The organism is Microbacterium shaanxiense (assembly GCF_054779995.1).
This window is the reverse complement of the sequence record NZ_BAAGXE010000003.1, coordinates 222,948-241,354: the sequence shown is the minus strand read 5'-3', so window position 1 is coordinate 241,354 and position 18,407 is coordinate 222,948. Positions and strand designations below refer to the sequence as shown.

The 18,407-nt window shown below is 68.3% G+C and carries 17 protein-coding genes; 11 read left to right on the top strand and 6 right to left on the bottom strand.

Annotated features, from left to right (window positions below; genetic code table 11):
- Nucleotides 1-62: 62 nt before the first annotated feature.
- Nucleotides 63-1,385 carry a peptidoglycan DD-metalloendopeptidase family protein gene (locus ACYVG2_RS10715; protein WP_460780954.1) on the bottom strand — a complete coding sequence of 441 codons (1,323 nt, stop codon included), beginning with the start codon at nucleotides 1,383-1,385 and terminating at the stop codon, nucleotides 63-65.
- A gap of 148 nt (nucleotides 1,386-1,533) precedes the next feature.
- Between ACYVG2_RS10715 and ACYVG2_RS10710 the strand changes: the two genes are divergently transcribed.
- Nucleotides 1,534-2,826 (top strand): hypothetical protein, encoded by a 1,293-nt coding sequence (locus ACYVG2_RS10710; RefSeq protein WP_460780953.1) that lies wholly within the window; start codon nucleotides 1,534-1,536, stop codon nucleotides 2,824-2,826.
- On the opposite strand, the gene ACYVG2_RS10705 is transcribed toward ACYVG2_RS10710, so the two are convergent.
- The 3 genes from ACYVG2_RS10705 to ACYVG2_RS10695 are packed head-to-tail and all read right to left on the bottom strand — an operon-like array spanning nucleotide 2,716 to nucleotide 4,432.
- Nucleotides 2,716-3,210, bottom strand: coding sequence for a hypothetical protein (locus tag ACYVG2_RS10705; protein ID WP_460780952.1), 495 nt, complete (start codon nucleotides 3,208-3,210; stop codon nucleotides 2,716-2,718). The genes ACYVG2_RS10710 and ACYVG2_RS10705 overlap by 111 nt on opposite strands.
- Nucleotides 3,207-3,767, bottom strand: coding sequence for a hypothetical protein (locus ACYVG2_RS10700; RefSeq protein WP_460780951.1), 561 nt, complete (start codon nucleotides 3,765-3,767; stop codon nucleotides 3,207-3,209). Before ACYVG2_RS10700 ends, ACYVG2_RS10705 begins: the two co-directional genes overlap by 4 nt.
- Nucleotides 3,764-4,432 carry a hypothetical protein gene (locus ACYVG2_RS10695; RefSeq protein WP_460780950.1) on the bottom strand — a complete coding sequence of 223 codons (669 nt, stop codon included), beginning with the start codon at nucleotides 4,430-4,432 and terminating at the stop codon, nucleotides 3,764-3,766. The genes ACYVG2_RS10700 and ACYVG2_RS10695 overlap by 4 nt, the downstream gene beginning before the upstream one ends.
- A 214-nt stretch (nucleotides 4,433-4,646) precedes the next feature.
- Here ACYVG2_RS10695 and ACYVG2_RS10690 point away from each other — a divergent pair, with 214 nt between their 5' ends.
- From ACYVG2_RS10690 to ACYVG2_RS10680, 3 genes are all read left to right on the top strand, one after another.
- Nucleotides 4,647-6,275: an MFS transporter gene (locus ACYVG2_RS10690; RefSeq protein ID WP_460781453.1), complete on the top strand. Its 1,629-nt coding sequence runs from the start codon at nucleotides 4,647-4,649 to the stop codon at nucleotides 6,273-6,275.
- Nucleotide 6,276: 1 nt separating this feature from the next.
- Entirely contained in the window at nucleotides 6,277-6,732 is a 456-nt protein-coding gene (locus tag ACYVG2_RS10685; RefSeq protein ID WP_448967366.1) for a MarR family winged helix-turn-helix transcriptional regulator, read from the top strand.
- 64 nt (nucleotides 6,733-6,796) lie between these two features.
- The gene (locus ACYVG2_RS10680; protein WP_448967365.1) at nucleotides 6,797-7,303 is read left to right on the top strand and encodes a MarR family winged helix-turn-helix transcriptional regulator; all 507 of its coding nucleotides are present in this window, start codon (nucleotides 6,797-6,799) and stop codon (nucleotides 7,301-7,303) included.
- Between the two features lie 9 nt (nucleotides 7,304-7,312).
- Here ACYVG2_RS10680 and ACYVG2_RS10675 read toward each other — a convergent pair whose 3' ends face one another.
- On the bottom strand, nucleotides 7,313-8,698 hold the full coding sequence (locus ACYVG2_RS10675) for an MFS transporter (RefSeq protein WP_460780949.1): 1,386 nt from the start codon (nucleotides 8,696-8,698) through the stop codon (nucleotides 7,313-7,315).
- A 168-nt stretch (nucleotides 8,699-8,866) separates the two neighbouring features.
- Between ACYVG2_RS10675 and ACYVG2_RS10670 the strand changes: the two genes are divergently transcribed.
- Nucleotides 8,867-9,256 (top strand): hypothetical protein, encoded by a 390-nt coding sequence (locus ACYVG2_RS10670; RefSeq protein ID WP_460780948.1) that lies wholly within the window; start codon nucleotides 8,867-8,869, stop codon nucleotides 9,254-9,256.
- Nucleotides 9,257-9,286: 30 nt separating this feature from the next.
- Here ACYVG2_RS10670 and ACYVG2_RS10665 read toward each other — a convergent pair whose 3' ends face one another.
- Complete coding sequence (locus ACYVG2_RS10665; RefSeq protein ID WP_460780947.1) at nucleotides 9,287-9,634, bottom strand: hypothetical protein; 348 nt, start codon at nucleotides 9,632-9,634, stop codon at nucleotides 9,287-9,289.
- Between the two features lie 252 nt (nucleotides 9,635-9,886).
- Between ACYVG2_RS10665 and ACYVG2_RS10660 the strand changes: the two genes are divergently transcribed.
- From ACYVG2_RS10660 to solA, 6 genes are all read left to right on the top strand, one after another.
- Nucleotides 9,887-11,269, top strand: coding sequence for an MFS transporter (locus ACYVG2_RS10660; protein WP_460780946.1), 1,383 nt, complete (start codon nucleotides 9,887-9,889; stop codon nucleotides 11,267-11,269).
- Entirely contained in the window at nucleotides 11,266-12,531 is a 1,266-nt protein-coding gene (locus tag ACYVG2_RS10655) for a CaiB/BaiF CoA transferase family protein (RefSeq protein WP_460780945.1), read from the top strand. Before ACYVG2_RS10660 ends, ACYVG2_RS10655 begins: the two co-directional genes overlap by 4 nt.
- Entirely contained in the window at nucleotides 12,531-13,310 is a 780-nt protein-coding gene (locus tag ACYVG2_RS10650; RefSeq protein WP_460780944.1) for an enoyl-CoA hydratase/isomerase family protein, read from the top strand. The genes ACYVG2_RS10655 and ACYVG2_RS10650 overlap by 1 nt, the downstream gene beginning before the upstream one ends.
- Nucleotides 13,311-13,366: 56 nt before the next feature.
- Nucleotides 13,367-15,274, top strand: a complete 1,908-nt coding sequence (locus ACYVG2_RS10645; protein WP_460780943.1) for a helix-turn-helix domain-containing protein — start codon at nucleotides 13,367-13,369, stop codon at nucleotides 15,272-15,274.
- Nucleotides 15,275-15,432: 158 nt separating this feature from the next.
- The gene (locus ACYVG2_RS10640) at nucleotides 15,433-17,022 is read left to right on the top strand and encodes an ABC transporter substrate-binding protein (protein ID WP_460780941.1); all 1,590 of its coding nucleotides are present in this window, start codon (nucleotides 15,433-15,435) and stop codon (nucleotides 17,020-17,022) included.
- Between the two features lie 202 nt (nucleotides 17,023-17,224).
- The gene (gene solA / locus ACYVG2_RS10635) at nucleotides 17,225-18,349 is read left to right on the top strand and encodes an N-methyl-L-tryptophan oxidase (protein ID WP_460780940.1); all 1,125 of its coding nucleotides are present in this window, start codon (nucleotides 17,225-17,227) and stop codon (nucleotides 18,347-18,349) included.
- Nucleotides 18,350-18,407 lie beyond the last annotated feature (58 nt).

Here is an 18,407-nt window from a genome sequence, read left to right as displayed (position 1 = left end):
GGACCAACGCTAGTGGTGCGTGAGGGAAGGCGAGCATCGACGCCGTCTTCCGCTACGTGGCGTCACTCGATCTGCAGATACCCGCCCCAGCCGGAGCCGATGAGGATCCGGGCCTTGAACCGGCCAGTGCCGTCGCCCGGATACAGATAGAGCTCGCCCGTCGCGGTGCGCGCGATCAGGTCGGCCTTCCGATCGCCGTTGTAATCGACGCCGCCGGTGAGCGCCGTCATCATGCCCCAACCGCTGCCGACCGCGACTCTGGTTCCGAACCGGCCGCCGAGACCGGGATAGAAGTAGAGGGTGCCATCGCTCGCGACGGCCATGATGTCGCCGAGTCGATCGCCGTTGAACTCGCCGCCGACGATGTAGCGGATCGAGTTCCAACCGCTGCCGATCACCGAGTGCGGACCGGGCAGCGCGCCGGTGCCGTTGCCGCGGTAGAGCGTGAGTACGCCCGACGCCGAAGCACCCAGCACGTCCTGGTGGCCGTCTCCGGAGAAATCAGCCCCGGACGTCACGTGCAGCATCCCGTACCACCCGGCGCCGGGCGTGCTGAATGCGCCGAATCCGCCGCTGGTGTTGCCCGCATAGAACTCGAGCGCTCCGTCGCTGCGGGCGACGAGCATGTCGGATCGGCCGTCGCCGTTGAGATCCGCGTGGGTCAGGTGGCGGTGGGCGCCCCACGCGCTGGTGATGGTCGAGCCTTTGAGGAACCCGCCGCTGCCGTTGCCCGCGAGGAAATGCAGGTCGCTGTCGGCGGCGACCCCGAGGAGATCCGCCTTGCCGTCGCCGTTGTAGTCGCCGGAGAGCACCGGCGCCGGTGCAGCCGTGCTCAGCCCGGGGAAGACCAGTGGGATCCTTCCACCCCGCGTGACGGTGGACAGGCAGACGAAGCCCTGGTTGATCGCCGTGAACACGGAACCGTTCCGCCACACCTCGAAGTGCAGGTGCGCGCCGGTCGAGTTGCCGGTGCTGCCGACGATGCCGATCTGCTGGCCTCGAACGACCTGCGCACCCGGGGCGACAGAACCCTGCGAGACCATGTGCGCGTAGCGGGTCACGTATCCGGCCGTGTGCTGGATGTCGACGTAGTAGCCGTAGCCGTTGCTCCAGGCTCGTGTCTTGATGACTCCGTCGTACGCGGCGAGGATGGGGGTGCCGCCCTGGCCGGAGATGTCGATGCCGTCATGGTTGCGGTAGTCGCCCCGGCAGCCGTCGCCGATCTTGGACTGGACGGTGCCGGATGCCGGGTAGATCATCTGGCCGTCCGTCGCCGCCGACGCAGGGGCAGCGGGTGCGAGCGAGGGCGTGATCGTCCCGACGAGCACGGCCACCGCAGCCAGCATCGCGAGGTGCGCGATGCGCCACCGTGACGTTCGCTTCATCTTGAGTTTCTCTCCAGCTCACCAGGGCCCCAGGACGCAGTGTCCACCGCCGTCACAGTATCAGCGCGGGCGCGCCAGGCAGCGCTGCGAAGCCGCTCTCGCGAGTCGGTCTGCACGAAGGACTGCTCGCGACCGATACCTTGAGTTCATGCCTCAGCCCCTCCGCACGTTCGGGCGCACCCTCGCGCGGCATTGGCCCGCGCTGATCGCGTGGTACCTCGGGGGAGAGGCGGTGCACCAACTGCTCGTCCAGCTGGCCGGATTCGTGGGCGGCTACACGACGCTCGGCGGCCTGCTGGTGCTGCCGCTCGCCGTCTCGGCAAAGCTCGTCGCATATGTCGCGATGTACCTCACCGTCCGTCGATCGCTGACGCATGTGCCCCGGCCGGAGGTCGACGGACACCGCGAGTTCGCCGTCGCCATCCTCGTGTCGATCCTGCCGTTCTTCGCCTTCTACTCGGCGTGGGGGATGCTGAACACCGATCTGATCGAGTTCTTCAACATCGCCAGTTCCATCGCCCTCTTCGACGCCAACTTCGACTCCGAGCGACTCGCGGACCGTGGCGGCCTCGTCGCGGTGGGGGCCCTCCCGATCGCCGTGCTGGTGATCGCCCTCGCGGCTCGGCTGCTGCTCGCGAAGTACAGTCACCGCCTGCCCTCTTGGACCCTCGCGCTCGCCGCGTACGCCGAGGTCCTCTGGACGTTCATGCTCTTCACGCTCGTCGCCCAGTGGTGGGCGGACGCCAAGGGGTGGTTGGAGGGAACGGTCGGCATGGGCTGGTTGCAGAGCATCGGCGACTGGTTCGCGGTGAACATCGCCCCGATCGCCGCGGTCTGGGAGGCGTTGGTGTGGCTTTCCGGACTGCTCGCCGCCGTGCTGCTCGTTCCCGCCGCATGGCTGGCCGTGGCCGGAGTCATCTACGGAACGACCTTCGACGCCGCGCCGAAGCCGGTGGAACGAGGACTCGCCGCGTTGCGCGGCACAGCCGCGACCCTGTCGCGCACGTTGCTTCAGCGCTTCGAGAGCCTGTGGGCGGCGATCGCCGTCGTCTGGAGGGGCGGTCCGGTGATCTTCGGCGCCTTCGTGCTGGCCTACGCGCTCTGGGCGATGGCGGAGCGACTGGGCACGCGCGGCCTGCTGCAGCTCATCGGCGGGCACGAGAACTGGTTCTGGTCGGCGTTCCTCCCCCTCCTGACGATCGCGGTGGCCGCGGTCGCCGAGCCGTTGCGCGTCGCGATCGTGGCCACCGCGTACGACACTGTCATCGCGCGTCCCGAGGCACGACTGGATTCGCGTGAGGCGTCAGCGCCGCTGCTCGGTGAGCATCCTTCACTCCTCGATGGTGAAGCGCGCCACTTCGGAGGTCTCGCCGGGGACGTCGAAGTGGAAGGGGCCGACGGCATCCTCGGGGACGAGGAACACCGCAAGGATGTCGTATGAGAACGGCTCCTCCCGGCACGAGGACTCGCCGGCGTCGAACGGCACGTCGAGCTCGGATCGGGCATCCAGCCACACCCGTCCGCCCTGCGCTTCCGTGAGGGTGAAGGCCTGGCACCACGTCGCATCGTCGCCGCCGCCGGCATCCAGGCGCACGCTCATCGTGCGCATCCCGGCCGGGGCCTCGAACTCGTCCCAGCGTGACGACTGCAGCGACATCGTCTGACCGGCGATCTCGACGCTCTCGCCGTCGGCCACCTGCGTCATCGTCTTCGCCTGGGTCTGCATCGCCGGCAGGACATCCAGCCAGGCATGCACGCCGACGGTCGCGACGGCGGCGACGACGAGTGCCGCCAGCGCTACCCGCTGTCTGCGCCACCAGCTCATGAGGCGCCCAAGGTCGGGTCCTCGAGATCGATGTTCTCGGCGGTGGGCAGGCCGTCCAGCGGCACCTGCAGCACGTTGACGTCTCCCAGCACTGGCGTGGCGTACGACGTGGTCAGGCGCAACTCGCCCATGCCCTCGCGCGCATCCGGCGGGAGCTCGAAGGCGAGCGTGCCCACCGTGTCGATACCGATGCGGAGATCGGCGTCTGTGATCGAGTTCCCCGGGCGTTCGCTCGACTGGAAGACGCGATCACCGATCCGGAGGGTCGCGAGCTGGATGCGGGCGTCGACCTCGGTCCGCGGTGCGGACGCGGCGACGGTGACCACGAGCCAATTGCCATCGGCGTGCCACTCGGCCGCATCCACGCTCACACGTTCGGCGAACGTGGCCTCGAGCGCCGTGGCGACCAGCGTGCTGGATCTCGCCGTCTGGGGTTCACCGGTGCCGTGAACCAGGAACGGCGCGCGGTACACCTCGTCGCCAGGCGTGACGGCCGTGACGATACCGGCGGTCAACGCGAGCGTGCCGCCCACGAGCCATGGGAGCAGTCGTCTCATTCGCGCTCCTCCGTGTCCACGGTGATCCTGGCGGCGAGGTCGCCGCGCTGCCAGCTGATCTGGTCGGCGGACAGGAGGATCCGGCCGCGCGTCTCGACGGCGTCGTAGACATCGAGGCTGATCAGACCGTCGGCGAAGGCCTCCTCTGGGGCGGTCCACGCGATGGTCACCTCGCTGGGAACGTCGGGTTGCAGGATCACGGATCCGGCGGATCCGTCGTTCCGCCACACGCCGTTGCTGTCTGCCGAAGGGGCCGCGGACAGGCTGAGGAGCGATTCGTCCACGTGGATGAGTCGTGAGGCGATCTGGTCGGCGCTGCGGCCCACTCCGATGGGACGATCGGTCAGGTTCTCCATCCGCATGCTCACGAGCACCAGCGTCTCGCCGCTGTCCGCGCTCAGCGACTGGTCCTCGACCTCGTCGGTCAGCTGCGCGTCGAGCACTGTGATCGAATACAACGGCATGCGCACCTCTTCGCCCGCACCGAGCGGAGTCGGCGCGACCTCGTCCGTCTCCAGGCCGCCCGATGCGATGACCACCACGAGAAGGACGGTGAGCGCGGCTGCCGCGACCCACGCCGGGATCGCGCGCCGACTGATCGCGGCGCGTGAGGCATGGGCGATGGCGCTTCGCATTCCGCCGGCCACGTCCGCCACCCTGATCACGGAGTCAGCCTATCCAGTGCTGCGCGCTTCGCCGGTGCGACCTTAGTTGACATCGCGCTACAGTTGACTTGGAGCAACTAAGGGTCTATCGTTGACCCAGATCAACTTTCTGACGCAGGAGCACCACACTTTGACTTCCCACACGCCACCATCCTCGGAGACGGCGCGCTCGGCGCGCGAGGTCTTCACCGCGATCTCCGGCCTCATCGTCGGCATGTTCGTGGCCGTGCTCTCCGGCACCATCGTGTCGACGTCGCTGCCGGTCATCATCGCCGACCTCGGCGGCACCCAGTCCCAGTACACCTGGGTCATCACCGCGAGCCTGCTGGCGACCGCGGTCTCCACCCCGATCTGGGGCAAGCTCGCCGACCTCATGGACCGCAAGATCCTCGTCCAGGTCTCGCTCATCCTCTTCACCGCAGGCACTGTGATCGCCGGCTTCTCGACCGACACGAACATGCTCATCGCCGTGCGCGTCATCCAGGGCATCGGCGTCGGCGGGCTGATGTCGCTCGTGATGATCGCCGTCGCGCTCATCATCTCGCCGCGCGAGCGCGGCAAGTACATGGGCGTCGTGGGCGGCATCATGGCGCTCGGCACGATCGGCGGACCGCTCCTGGGCGGGCTCATCACCGACACCCTGGGATGGCGCGCGAACTTCTTCGTCGGCGTCCCCTTCGCGATCGTCGCCCTCATCCTGTTGCAGTTCACCCTGCACCTGCCCAAGCCTCAGCGCGGCACCAAGGTGTCGATCGACTACTTCGGCATCGTCCTGCTCGCCGTCGGCGTCTCGACGCTTCTCATCTGGGTGTCGATGGGCGGCAGCCAGTTCGAGTGGGATTCGTCGACGAGCGTGATGCTCGCCGTCATCTCCGGTGTCACCATCCTCGGATTCATCGCGGTCGAGTTCTTCGTGAAGGAACCCATCGTCCCGATGTCGCTGTTCCGCAATCGCACATTCACGCTGTCGGTCATCGCCTCGATCGCCATCGGCGTCTCGATGTTCGCCACGTCCGTGTTCCTCGCGCAGTATTTCCAGCTCGCGCGGGGAGCGACGCCGACCGAGTCGGGTCTCATGACGATCCCGATGATCATCGGTCAGATGGGCGCGTCGATCATCATCGGCCAGCTAGTCAGCCGTTTCGGCAAGTGGAAGGGCTGGATGATCACGGGCGCCGTGCTCGCGACCATCGGTGTCACGCTGATGGCCACCCTCCGCTATGACACGCCGTTCGTGCTCGTCGCGACGTACATGTTCGTGCTCGGCGCCGGCCTCGGCATGGTCATGCAGAACCTCACCCTGATCGTGCAGAACGACACCCCTCCCACGCAGCTGGGTGCCGCGTCGTCGAACGTCAACTTCTTCCGCACGATCGCCGGGACCATCGGCGTCACCATCATGGGCTCGGTGCTGTCGACGAGTGTCGGCACGTACATCGCCAGCGGGCTGAAGGGCTTCACGCCCACGACCCCAGACGAGGTGGATGCTCTGAAGCATCTCGCATCGGGCGATGTGCCGAACATGTCGGAGATGCCGGACACGATCCGCACCATCGTCGAGTCCGCGTACGGCCACGGCATCGCAGAGGCGTTCATCCTCGCGATCCCGCTCGCCGTGCTGTCGATCATCGCGATCGCGTTCATCAGGAACAAGCCGCTGTCGACGAAGAACGCCGCCGAGCAGCTCCGCGATCAGGCCGAGGAGTCGGCGATCGAGGTCGCGGAGGCCGAGGTGGGGGCGAACACGTCGACGGGGACCATTCGTATCGGTGCGGGGGAGCCCTCCGCGACGACCGGATCGGTGACCGTGCTCGAGCGCGAAGATCGCGAGAGCGGGCGCTGAGATGGCCGCGGTCGACACTGCGGTGCCGAGTGACGTCGACGAGGCGCTCGCAGAGTTCCAGGGGCAGCTGAACCTGATCTTCGCGCGCGCCAGATCGCTCTGGAAGGAGTCGGCCGCGAGGATGCATCCCGAATTGCAGCCCTCCGGCTACAAGCTTCTGGGCTTCATCGCTCGTGCGGGCAGCGCGAACGCGCATCAGCTCGCCGAGAGCTTCGAGATGGACAAGTCGGTCGTCAGTCGACAGGTGCGGATGCTGGAGGAGCTGGGTCTGCTCGAATCGCGCCCCGATGACAATGACGGGCGGCTGCGGGTGCTCACGGCGACGCCGACCGCGTGCGACATGCTCGTCGAACTCCGCGCCGATCATGCGAACCGGATGCGCGAGGCGCTCGCCGTCCTCACGCCGCAGGAGATCCAGTCCGCGTCGAAGGTCTTCCGCCTGCTCGCGGAGATCTGACGTGCGATCAGCCGAGTCCCCGTCGCCGCCAGCCGCGGCGGGGACTCGCCGTAAACTGGCGAGCATGAGTGCGTCGTCCCCCGAACCCGTGGCATCCGGCGCCGCAGCATCCGACCCCGAGGCGCCCGAGGGCGCGCTCGAGGGCAGCGAGCTCGATCAGGCCGTGGGCAGGGTCGAGCACGAGCTCGGACGCCTCTTCGCGCGCATCCGGGTGAGCTGGCGGGAGGCGGCCGTCACCGTGCATCCCGACCTGCAGCCACTCGGCTACCAGGTGCTGACCTCGATCGCGAGCGGCAAGGCGACATCCGCGGGCGCGATCATCGAGCGGCTGCAGACCGACAAATCGGCCGTGAGTCGCCAGGTGCGTCAGTTGGAGGAGCTCGGCCTGGTCGAGAGCGTCCCCGACCCTGAGGACCGGCGTGCGCGTCGTCTCGTCGCGACCGATCTCGCGCAGGAGCGCATCGCGATCGCGCGCGCTCGATATGAGGGGCGCATCGGTGAGCGCCTGCGCACCTGGTCGCCCGCCGACCTCGACCACTTCGTGGAGCTGCTCGGCGCACTCGGCCGGTGATCCGAGAGTTCAGGCGCGCGGCTGGTCAACGGGTTCGCCGTGCTGCGCCGGCACCCGCCGGATCCCGATCCACGAGATGACTCCGCCGAGCGCCATCAGGCCTGCCGTCACCCAGGCGGCGTTGTGGAATCCGTCGAGGTCGAGGGTTCCGCCGACGATCGTCGACAGCATGGCGACGACGATGAGTCCGGCGACGCGGGAGATCGCGTTGTTGACGGCGGATGCGATGCCCGAGCGGTTCTCGTCGATCGCACCGAGCACGGCGGAGGTGAGTGGCGCGACGGTGAGGGACAGGCCGAGCCCGAGGATGATCATCGATGGGAGCACCTGCCACCAGTAGCTGAACTCCTGCGACACGGTGAGCAGCAGCAGCGCCCCGACGGCCATCAGCAGAGGCCCGACCGTCATGAACAGGCGAGGTCCGAGCTTGCCCGCCCACGCTCCGGCGTGCGAGCTGAGCAGGATCATCAGGATCGTGATCGGCAGGCTCGCAAGCCCGGCCACGGTGGCGGGGAGTCCCGCACCCTCCTGCAGGTAGACGCCGATGACGAAGCCGTTCAGCGACAGCGCCGCGTAGATGAACAGGGTGGCGAGGTTGCCCCAGGCGAAGTTGCGCGCGTTGAAGAGCGAGAGGGGCATCAGCGGTGCGGGTGAGCGCGGCTGGCGCAACAGGAAGGCGACGAACATCGCGACACCGATCACGCCGGGCAGCCAGATCGCGGGCGATCCCCAGCCGAGGTTCGGCTGCTCGATGAGCGCGAACACCACGGCGCCGAGGCCGACTGCGCACAGCATCCCGCTCCACCAGTCCACGCGGGCACCACGCGGCTGATCGGGCAGGTGCAGTCGAGCGAGCAGGATCAGCGTGATGCCGATCGGGATGACGTTGATGAGGAAGACGAATCGCCACGACAGCAGGTCGACGAACAATCCGCCCAGAAGCGGGCCGGCGATCTGCGCGCCGGTCGTGAAGGCGGTCCACACGCCGATCGCCCGCGACTGCAGTTCGCCGCGCATGGTCGCCATGATGAGGGCGAGCGAGCTCGGTACGAGCAGCGCGCCTGCAGCGCCCTGAAGAGCGCGGGCGATGATGAGCGTGAGCGGCTCCGGTGCTGCGGCGACCGCGACGGACGCGATGCCGAAGGCGATGAGCCCGATGCGCATGATGCGCACCCGACCGTACGCGTCGGACAGGGACCCCGCCAGCAGGATGAGGGCGCTGAGCGTGATGAGGTATGCGTCGACCACCCACTGCTGGGTCGTGATGCCGCCGCCGAGCTCGTCCTTGATCGCCGGCAGCGCGACGGTGACGACCGTGCCGTCGAGGAACGTCACGAACGAGGCGAGGACGGCGATGGTGATGACGAGCCGCTGGACGGCGGAGAACGATGGCACGCAGATGAGACTACGCCCTGGGGGCGAGGCGGGGGCGGTGTGCGGACTGAAGCACGATCGCCCGTCGACGCCGCCGCCGAACGGGATTACGCTGAGCCCCAGGCGGGTCTCCTGCCCGCTTCTCGACGGCGACAGCCATGACGAAAGCGGTGCGCGATGGATTCGATGATGATGGGTGCGATGTCGGCGGACATGAAGGCGATGCCGGGAATGCAGGTCATGGACATGGCGGTCATGCAGGCCTGTATGGATGCCTGCTCCGCATGCGAGCAGGCATGCACGGTGTGCTCCACGCAGATGATGGACTGCGCGCCGGCATGCATGAACTGCGCGGACATGTGCAACACGATGATGCGCTCGATGCTGCGGATGCAGGGGATGACACCGGCCGTGCTGATGGCGATGCTGGACGCGTGCATCGCGATGTGCCAGATGTGCATGGAGGAGTGCATGGAGCACGCGGCGCACAGTGAGGTCTGCAAGATGTGCGCTCAGTCCTGCAAGGCGTGCATGGACGCCTGCATGGACGTGAAGAACATGATGATGGCGACCGCCTGACCTGACCGTCTGTCGCTGTCGCCTGGCCGCTCAGCCGAGGGCGACGTTGAACTGCACCCGGCCGACCGCGAGCACGCCGTAGCGCGAGTGCAGGGCGACGGGCGTGCCCTCCGGCGCCTCGAGCGCGGCACCGGACGCATTCCAGAGCGTGTGCTGGTCGCCGTCGAGACCGCGTACACGCAGTTCGCCGGCGACGGCATCCGCCTGTTCGACGATCCCGTCGACCCAGTCGCTCGGCGTCGCCGAAGCGAGGCGCGCCTGGATCAGGTGCAGCGCGTGTCCCGGCGCGAAGGAGGAGCAGACATCGCCGTGGTCGCACATGCACGCCGCGCGCTCCGTCACCTCGAGGGGTGAACGGCGGTGCAGCGGGGTGGACACGATGAGCTCCTGACTCTCCGGGGTGATCACGTAACAGTAGGTCGGCTGCACGCCGCAGCGAAGCGCACGCGAAACCGGGGGACACATTGGGGGTCCGAACGCGCGTGTCCTGAGGAGGTGCTCGACGTTCCATGGTTCAGAGACATACGAGCCATAGGTCAGATATGTGTGCAGCGACATATCTGGGCGCGGGGCGTCGATGCGAGTATCGACCGAGCAGTCGTCATGGTCGACGACGCGGAACGGATCAGGATGAGCACCCCAGCGGAACACGGCAGCACGGCGGAGAGACCAGCCCCCGGGATACGCACGATCGTCGCCTCGAGCGTGATCGGCACGACCGTCGAGTGGTTCGACTTCTTCGCCTATTCGACGGCGGCCGCGCTCATCCTCAACGCGCTCTTCTTCCCCGACTTCGATCCGCTCGTCGGCACGATCCTCGCGTTCGGCGGGATCGCGGTGGGGTACTTCGGCAGGCCCCTCGGGTCGATCGTGTTCGGTCACTTCGGCGATCGGATCGGGCGCAAGCGGATGCTGGTCGTCTCGCTCGTCACGATGGGGGCCGCGACCTTCGCCATCGGACTCCTGCCGACCTACGCGGTGCTCGGCGTCGCAGCGCCGTTGCTGCTGATGCTCCTGCGATTCATCCAGGGGTTCGCACTCGGCGGCGAATGGGGCGGCGCGGTGCTCCTGGTCGTCGAGCACGCCTCGCCGCGTCGACGGGCGTTCCTGGGCAGCTTCCCGCAGGTCGGTCTCGCCCTCGGGCTGACGCTGTCGACGCTGATCTTCATACCCCTGGTGGCGCTGCCCGGCGACGCGTTCCAGACCTGGGGATGGCGCGTGCCCTTCCTGATCAGCGCCGTGCTCGTGCTGGTCGGCCTGTTCATCCGCCTGCGCATAACCGAGACCCCCGAGTTCGAGGCGGTCCGCCGTGCGGGCCGCGAGGTCAAGGTGCCGCTGTGGGAGACGCTGAAGACGCACGCGGCGCAGGTCGTGCTCGCCGCGCTCAGCTTCGCCGTGATCGGCGCCGTGTTCTACATGCTGTTCACGTTCAGCCTCACCTACGGCACGCAGTTCATCGGGCACGAGCAGTCCGAGATGCTCGCGATCGCCACGGTGTGCTCCGTGCTCGCCCTCGTCGGCCTTCCTCTCGCCGGCTGGTCGGCGGACAGGCACGGCGTCTGGCGCGTCTTCGCGATCGGCACCGTGATCTCGATCGTGATGGCGTTCCCCGCGTTCTGGCTGATCGACAGCGGCAGCCTCGTCGCCGCGTACGTCGCATACATCGCGACGACGGTGGGCTTCTGCGCCACCTACGGCACGATGGGCGTGCTCTACGCTCAGGCCTTCGATGTGCGCATCCGCTACACCGGCATGTCGCTGGCCCTGGGCATCGGCACGATCGTGGGCAGCGCGTTCGTCCCGATGATCTACCTCGAACTGCTCGACGTCTTCGACGGCTCATGGGCGATCGCCCTGTACATGGTCGTCGCCGGCATCGTGACTCTCGCGGCCTCGACGCTCCTGCGGGTGGTGAACCGGCGCAGAGGCGAAGACGCCCTCCCGGTCGGCGCGGATGCGGATGCGGCCGGCGAGACAGCTGGAATCGCTGGAACAACTGGAGGAGTTCGATGATCGACGATGAGACCCGCACGCTGCTGAACAGCCTCGGCCGATTCGATGCGGCACCGGGCTCGCTGTCCGGCATCGTCGTGGTCGACGTGACCCGCGTCGTGGCGGGGCCGTACTGCTCGATGATCCTCGCCGACCTCGGCGCCACCGTGATCAAGGTCGAGCACCCCGACGACCCCGACTACACCCGCACCTTCCCGCCCATGCTGGAGCGTGAGGACGCCGATCCGATCAGCGGCTTCTTCGCCCAGTACAACCGCAACAAACTCGGTCTCACGATCAACATGCGCCATCCTGAGGGCAAGCGCGTGCTGGAGCGTCTGGTCGCGAAGGCCGATGTGCTCGTGGAGAACTTCCGACCAGGCACCATGGACCGCCTCGGACTCGGCTACGAGCGCCTGCGCGAGGTGAATCCGCGACTGGTGTACGCCGCGCTCAGCGGGTACGGGCAGTTCGGGCCGTACCGGACCAGGCCCGCGTACGACAACAGCGCCCAGGCCACGGGTGGGCTGTGGTCGATGAACGGCCCGGCCGGTGGCGCGCCGACGCGCATCGGGACGATCATCGGCGACCTGGGAGCGAGCCTCTACGGGGTGATCGGCGTGCTGGCTGCGCTGCGTCACGCCGAGCGCACCGGAGAAGGCCAGCTGGTGGACATCTCGCAGCAGGACTCGGTGCTGACCCTCACCGAGAACGCCGTCGTGTCGTACACGACAGAGGGCATCATCCCGGAGCCGCTGGGCAACCAGCATCCGTTCGTCCGCCCCTACGAGCTGTTCGCCTGCAAGGACGGCTTCGTCTTCTTCGGCGGATACACGGACAAGTTCTGGAGGATCTCCTGCGAGATCTTCGGCGAGCAGGGGGAGTACGACGAGCATCCCGACCTGCAGAGCATGGGTACGCGCTTCAGGGAGGACGTGTACCAGGAGCAGGTCAAACCCCTGGTGCAGCGCTGGTTCGCGAACCGGACCAAGGCGGAGCTGGAGGCCATCGCGGGAGACCTGGTGCCGTTGAGTGCCGTCAAGGACATCGGTGAGGTGGTCGCCGATCCTCAGATCGCGGCCCGTGACATGGTCGTGGACGTCGAATACGACGGCTACGGGATGCTGCGCACATTCGGCTCCCCGGTCAAGCTCGATCGGACGCCTCCGCGCGCTCGCGGTCTCGCACCGGACAAGGGCGAGCACAGCGCCGAGATCCTGCGCGACTTCGTGGGGCTCGCGCAGACCGAGATCGATGCCCTGCGCGAGGCGGGGACGATCTGATGGGCCGAATCGCACTGGAGCGCGACGGCACGGTCGCCGTGATCACGATCGATCGACCCGACAAGCTCAACGCGTTGACCCTGGCGATGTACGAGCAGCTCGGCGAGGCCTTCGCCGAGGTCCGCGACGATCCGCGGATCGGTGTGGCAATCCTCACCGGGGCGGGCGAACGCGCCTTCTGCGTCGGTGCGGACCTGGGGGAGTCGATCCCCGCGCTCACCGACGGCCGCTTCGACATCAGCGAATGGGATGCCGCCCATCAGAAACACTCCCGGCTGGACAAGCCGGTGATCGCCGCGATCAACGGCCTGTGCCTGGGCGGCGGGTTCGAGATCATGCTGTCCACAGACATCCGCATCGCCTCGAGCGAGGCATCCTTCGCCCTCCCTGAGACGGGCGTCGGCGTCGTCCCGGCCGGGGGCACGCTCGTGCGGCTCGTCCGCCAGATCCCGCACGCGTTCGCGATGGATCTGATGCTGCGCGGCCAACCGATCGATGCGCCCACAGCCGAACGCTACGGCCTCGTCAACCGCGTCGTCGCTCCCGCGGCGCTCTCCGGCACCGCCCACGCGGTCGCCGAACAACTGCTCGGCAGGAGCCGTGCCGCGATGGCGACGGTGAAGCGCGCGGTGCGCGAACTCGCCGATCTGCCGTACCAGGAGGCGTTCCGGCGCGAGGCCGAGCTCGGCCAGCAGGCGTTCGACAGCGACGATGCGCGCGAGGGGCTGGCGGCGTTCGCGCAGCGGCGGACACCCGCATTCCCCTCGGCGACGATCTAGAATCCGAACAGCGCGCCCGCATCGCCGCGGTCGCCGAGGGCGGAGAGGATGAGTCCGTGGACGCGCAGATCACCGGCGACTCGATCGAGGTCGCCGCGGCAGTGCTGTCGGCGGCGACCGCGGAGCCCGGGCAGATCCCGGACGACCTGCGACGGATGCTCGCGGACGGCGACGGCCGGGCACTGCTCGGCCGCCTTCGCGACGCGCAGCTGATGCAGGCTCGACTGCGGCGTCGCGCCGCAGAGCTCGAGGCGCTGTTCTCCACAGCCCGCGAGCTGGTGCGCCTGCAGGACGTCGACGAGGTGCTGCAGCGACTGGTCGAGCGCGCGCACGAGCTGATGGGCACCGACGTCACCTACCTGTCCGAGTTCGAGACCGGATCCGGGCAGTTGCGCGTACGGCATTCGAAGGGCACCGCGACGCCGGAGTTCCGCGACCTGCTGGTCCCCGCCGGCTACGGGCTGGCGTCCCTGGTGGCGCGCACCAGGGAACCGGTCTGGGTGGCGCAGTACGAGCGGATGAGCGACGCACCCCATGATGAGCGGATCGACGCGGCAGTGCGCGCCGAGGGGCTCGTCTCGTTCCTCGGCGTCCCGCTCGCCGTCGGTGATGAGGTGCTCGGCGCCCTGTTCGCCTGCAACCGGTTCGCGCATGACTTCTCGCCCGAGCAGGTGCTGCTGCTGTCGGCGTTCGCCGACCACGCGGCATCCGTCCTGCACAGCGCCCGCGTGCTCGCCGATGCCGAGAGCGCCAAGGAGCGCACCGAGCAGGCCAATCGCGAGCTCGAGCGGAACCTCGCGGCGACCGAACTCGCGGGCGCCGTGCACGAGGAGCTGACGGGCGCGGTGATCTCGGGCGGCACCGTGATCGACATCGTCGCGACGCTCGCCCGGCGTCTGGGTGGTCGGGTGCTCGCGCTGGACGCGCAGGGACGACCGCTCGACACCGGCATGGCGTCCGGGCTCGACGACCTGCCGCCGCTGTCGGCCCTGACGGCGGCGATCGGGCGGAGCCACGAGAGCGGTCATGCGTCGGAGGTGAGCACGGCGGGCAGCGAATGGCTGGTCACCGCGATCATCGGCGCCGACCGGGTGCTCGGAGCCATCGTCGCCGAGGATCCGCAGGGGCTGCCGGAGGACGTCGCGCGGCGCACGCTCGAACGTGCGGCCCACGTGGCGGCTCTGGTGTCGTTCAAGCAGGATGCCGTCGCCGCGATCCGTGCAGAGCACAGGGCGCGGTGGCTGCTGTCGATCCTCAGCGGAGATGCGCGGGCCGCCGCCGACGACGTGCTGATCGCACCGCCGACGCAGCTGAGCGGGTGCACGCTCATCGAGCTCGGCGGTCTCGGCGGGAGCTCGGCGGCCACGATCGCGGAACGCGCGGTCGGTGATGACGGACTGGTCGCGCAGCTCGACCGGAGGATCGTCGTGGCGTGGACCGCGCCGGATGTCATGGCGGCCAGCGAGCGCGTACGACGTGTCGTGGCCGACGCGGTGCGCGAACCCGGCATCTTCGCCGTCGCCGCGGTCCGCGATCTCGTCCCGACCGGGCTGCCGACGATCGTGCGGCGATTGACCGCCGACGCGGACTTCCTGCCGGCGCTCGGAGTGGAGGGCACGACGGTGTCATCCGACGCGTTCGCCCCGTATCACGCGCTCGTCCCGCACGATCCGCAGACCGTCTCCCGGTTCATCACCGATGTCGTCGGGCCCGTGGTCTCGTGGGACGAGCGTCGCGGAACCGCGCTGTTCGACACGCTCGCGTCGTACTTCGACAGCGGTGAGAACAGGGCCGTCGTCGCCGATCAGATGCACATCCACGCCAACACGGTGCAGCAGCGCCTGGAGCGCGTGCGTGCACTGCTGCACGGCGACATGGGCGATCCCGAGTTCCGCTTCCGGCTGCAGTCGGCCGTCCGACTCGAGCGGCTCAGGCGCAGCATCCGGGAACCCGCCGGCGGCTGAGCCGCCGGCTCTCCGTGACATCGTCGACTATGGAGCGCGTGACATCGAACGGGCGCTGACTGTGGTCGCTCAGACATGTCTGCGGACGTTTCCCCGCGGCTAACCTCACAGGGAACCAGGGGTCGGCAGAGTGGCCACCCCGCCTAGGAGAGATCGCGATGAAACGTCACCTGCGCCTGCCCCTGCTCGGCATCGCCCTGGCCCTGACCCTGGCGGCGACGGCCTGCAGCGGCCCATCCGGAACGGCTGCGGACGGAGCCGGCGGTGCCGGTGAGCCGGTCGCCGGTGGTACGGCGACCTATGCGATCGACATCCAGCCGCTCGGCGGCGGCGTCGACCCCATGGTCGCGACCGCCCTCGCGGCCCAGACGATCATGGACCAGGCGTACGAGAGTCTGCTCACGAAGGACGAGAACGGGGAGATCCAGCCCGGCCTCGCCCTCGAGTACGACCAGCCGGATGAATTGACCTACGTGTTCACCCTCCGTGAGGGGGTGAAGTTCGCGGACGGTTCGGACTTCACCGCCGACGACGTCGTGTACACGTTCGAGACGTACCAGACGGCGACCACGAGCAAGAAGTCCTACCTGCTCGGCCTGTCGTCGGTGACCGCGGACGACGACCACACCGTGACGTTCACCTTCAGCCAGCCGAACGGTACCTTCCTCAACGCCGTGGCGCACCGCGAGACGTTCATGATCGTCGGACGCGAGGGCTACGGCAGCGCGACGGAGGAGGAACGCCAGACCCGCACCTTCGGCACAGGCCCGTTCCAGCTGACCGCGTGGGAGGACGGCGTCTCGATGACGCTGTCCAAGAACGAGCACTACTGGGAAGAGGGCAAGCCGTACCTCGACACGATCGAGATGCCGATCATCGCGGATGAGGCGACCCGGCTGGCAGCGCTGCAGCAGGGCACCGCGGATGCCGCATGGTTCGGCGACGGCAGCATCGCGGACCAGGCGGTGAGCGCCGGCTTCACCCTGGGGGACCCCGCCTTCACGCAGACGCTGCCGATCTTCATCAACCCGGAGTCGGGGCCGCTCTCGGACGTGCGCGTCCGTCAGGCGGTCTCGCTCGCGCTCGATCGGCAGGCGCTGGTGGATGTCGCCATGCTCGGCCACGGCGAGGTGTCTCTCGTCGTCCCCGCCGGAGACCCCGCGACTCCCGGCGTCGACGAGGACACCCCGAACCACACCCGCGACGTGGATGCGGCCAAAGAGCTGCTCGAGGATGCCGGTCAGCCGAACCCGACGATCGTGCTGTCGTACTTCTCGGACGCCGTGCAGTCGCAGCATCCCATCTACGAGCAGATGCAGCAGCAACTCGCCGAGGCCGGCATCGCACTCGAGCTGAAGGCCACGCCCGCCTCGGAGCTCTCGCCGATCTTCACCGCGGGGGAGACCTTCACCGATCTCGTCTCGCTGCCGTGGAGCTACCGTGCAGACCCGACCTTCTACTTCGATCCTTTCCTGTCCGACTCAGGGGCGATGAACCACTGGAACGGCAACGCCGATGCCGACGCCGCGAAGGCTCTGCTCGCCGAGGCGAAGGCCACCTCCGATGCCGAGGCCAAGGCCGACCTGATCGAGCAGTTGACGACCGAGGTCGCCGATCAGATGCTCATCCTCATCCCGATGGCCGTTCCGCAGAAGTTCGAGATCTGGAACGACGACACCTTCAAGGGGTACACCACCGACCCGTACGGGTCGCGTTACAACCTCAAGGACGCCTGGGTCGTGCACTAGACGTCGCCGCGGCATCCCGGTGTCAGCGGGCGATCGGAAACCTCGACGAAACAGCACGGATCCACGTGCGTCATCTTCGCTCCCGGACAGTGCATCCGCCCTATCGGGGCCGACTCAGCATGGGTCTTCGATCCATATCCGACGGCCGGTGCGCTGCCCCACACTGGCGTGAATCCAACAGCAGAAGGAGCAGTGAAGCGCCATGGAGTCATTCGAAGTCGCCGTCGTCGGCATGGGAGCGCTCGGCAGTGCAGCCGCGTACCAGCTCGCCCGTCGAGGGGCGAAGGTCGTCGCCTTCGAGCAGTACGACCTCGGCCACGTCCGTGGCGCGTCGCACGACACCTCCCGCATCGTCCGGACCTCTTACGGGGCATCGCAGTACGTCCGCCTCGCCCAGTCCGCATACCGGGACTGGGCCGACCTCGAAGCCGAGTCCGGCGAGCGGCTGCTGACGATCACGGGCGGAGTGATCTTCCTCCCGACCGCCGGTCCGTACTCGGCATCCGACTTCACCTCGGCGCTCGAGGAATGCGATGTGCCGCACGAGCTGCTCACCCCCGCCGAGGTCCAGGAGCGTTGGCCGCAGTTCCGGGTTCCCGAAGGCGTCGAGACCGTGTACACCGCCGACACCGGCATCGCGCACGCCGCCCGCACGGTCGCCACGCTGCAGATGCGTGCCCGCGTGCACGGCGCGGACATCCGTGATCGCACCCGCGTCGATGCCGTGGTTCCCGACGGCGACGGCGTGATCGTGCGCACCGCGAACGGCGACGTCAGGGCGGCCAAGGTGATCATCGCGGCGGATGCCTGGGCCAACGCGCTCCTCGAGCCCCTCGGCGCGGCCATACCGCTGGACGTCATGCAGGAGCAGGTCACGTACTTCCAGTCGTCCAGGCCCGAGGAGCACGGCGGCGACCGATTCCCGGTGTGGATCTGGGAGGACGAGGAGTGCTACTACGGCTTCCCGACCTACGGCGAGCCCACGATCAAGGCGGCGCGCGACGTCTCGTTCAACCGGATGACGCCGCAGGAGCGCACCTTCACTCCTTCGCCTGAGCTCACCGCGCAGCTGGGCGACTTCGTGCACGGACTGATCCCCGACGCGGGATCGGAGCTGCGTACCGTGACGTGCCAGTACGCGCTGACGCCGGACAGGCGATTCATCCTCAGCCCCCTGCAGGATCACCCCGACATCATCGTCGCGCTCGCCGCAGGTCACGGGTTCAAGTTCACCCCGGCCATCGGACGGATCCTCGCCGAGCTCGCGCTCGACGGGGAGTCCACCGACGACATCTCGATGTTCGCGGCGCCGGCCGCGGCGGGGTGAACCGCCCATGGAGGTTTCGCCCATGATGCGCCCGGCTCCGTGGGCCGACGCACCGTTA

Coding starts and splice junctions, on each gene's coding strand:
- ACYVG2_RS10700 (WP_460780951.1), bottom strand. CDS start 3,767: ATGAGACGACTGCTCCCATGGCTCGTGGGCGGCACGCTCGCGTTGACC.
- ACYVG2_RS10660 (WP_460780946.1), top strand. CDS start 9,887: ATGAGCACCCCAGCGGAACACGGCAGCACGGCGGAGAGACCAGCCCCC.
- ACYVG2_RS10655 (WP_460780945.1), top strand. CDS start 11,266: ATGATCGACGATGAGACCCGCACGCTGCTGAACAGCCTCGGCCGATTC.
- ACYVG2_RS10640 (WP_460780941.1), top strand. CDS start 15,433: ATGAAACGTCACCTGCGCCTGCCCCTGCTCGGCATCGCCCTGGCCCTG.
- solA (WP_460780940.1), top strand. CDS start 17,225: ATGGAGTCATTCGAAGTCGCCGTCGTCGGCATGGGAGCGCTCGGCAGT.
- ACYVG2_RS10705 (WP_460780952.1), bottom strand. CDS start 3,210: ATGAGCTGGTGGCGCAGACAGCGGGTAGCGCTGGCGGCACTCGTCGTC.
- ACYVG2_RS10685 (WP_448967366.1), top strand. CDS start 6,277: ATGGCCGCGGTCGACACTGCGGTGCCGAGTGACGTCGACGAGGCGCTC.
- ACYVG2_RS10680 (WP_448967365.1), top strand. CDS start 6,797: ATGAGTGCGTCGTCCCCCGAACCCGTGGCATCCGGCGCCGCAGCATCC.
- ACYVG2_RS10715 (WP_460780954.1), bottom strand. CDS start 1,385: ATGAAGCGAACGTCACGGTGGCGCATCGCGCACCTCGCGATGCTGGCT.
- ACYVG2_RS10690 (WP_460781453.1), top strand. CDS start 4,647: ATGTTCGTGGCCGTGCTCTCCGGCACCATCGTGTCGACGTCGCTGCCG.
- ACYVG2_RS10710 (WP_460780953.1), top strand. CDS start 1,534: ATGCCTCAGCCCCTCCGCACGTTCGGGCGCACCCTCGCGCGGCATTGG.
- ACYVG2_RS10650 (WP_460780944.1), top strand. CDS start 12,531: ATGGGCCGAATCGCACTGGAGCGCGACGGCACGGTCGCCGTGATCACG.
- ACYVG2_RS10670 (WP_460780948.1), top strand. CDS start 8,867: ATGATGGGTGCGATGTCGGCGGACATGAAGGCGATGCCGGGAATGCAG.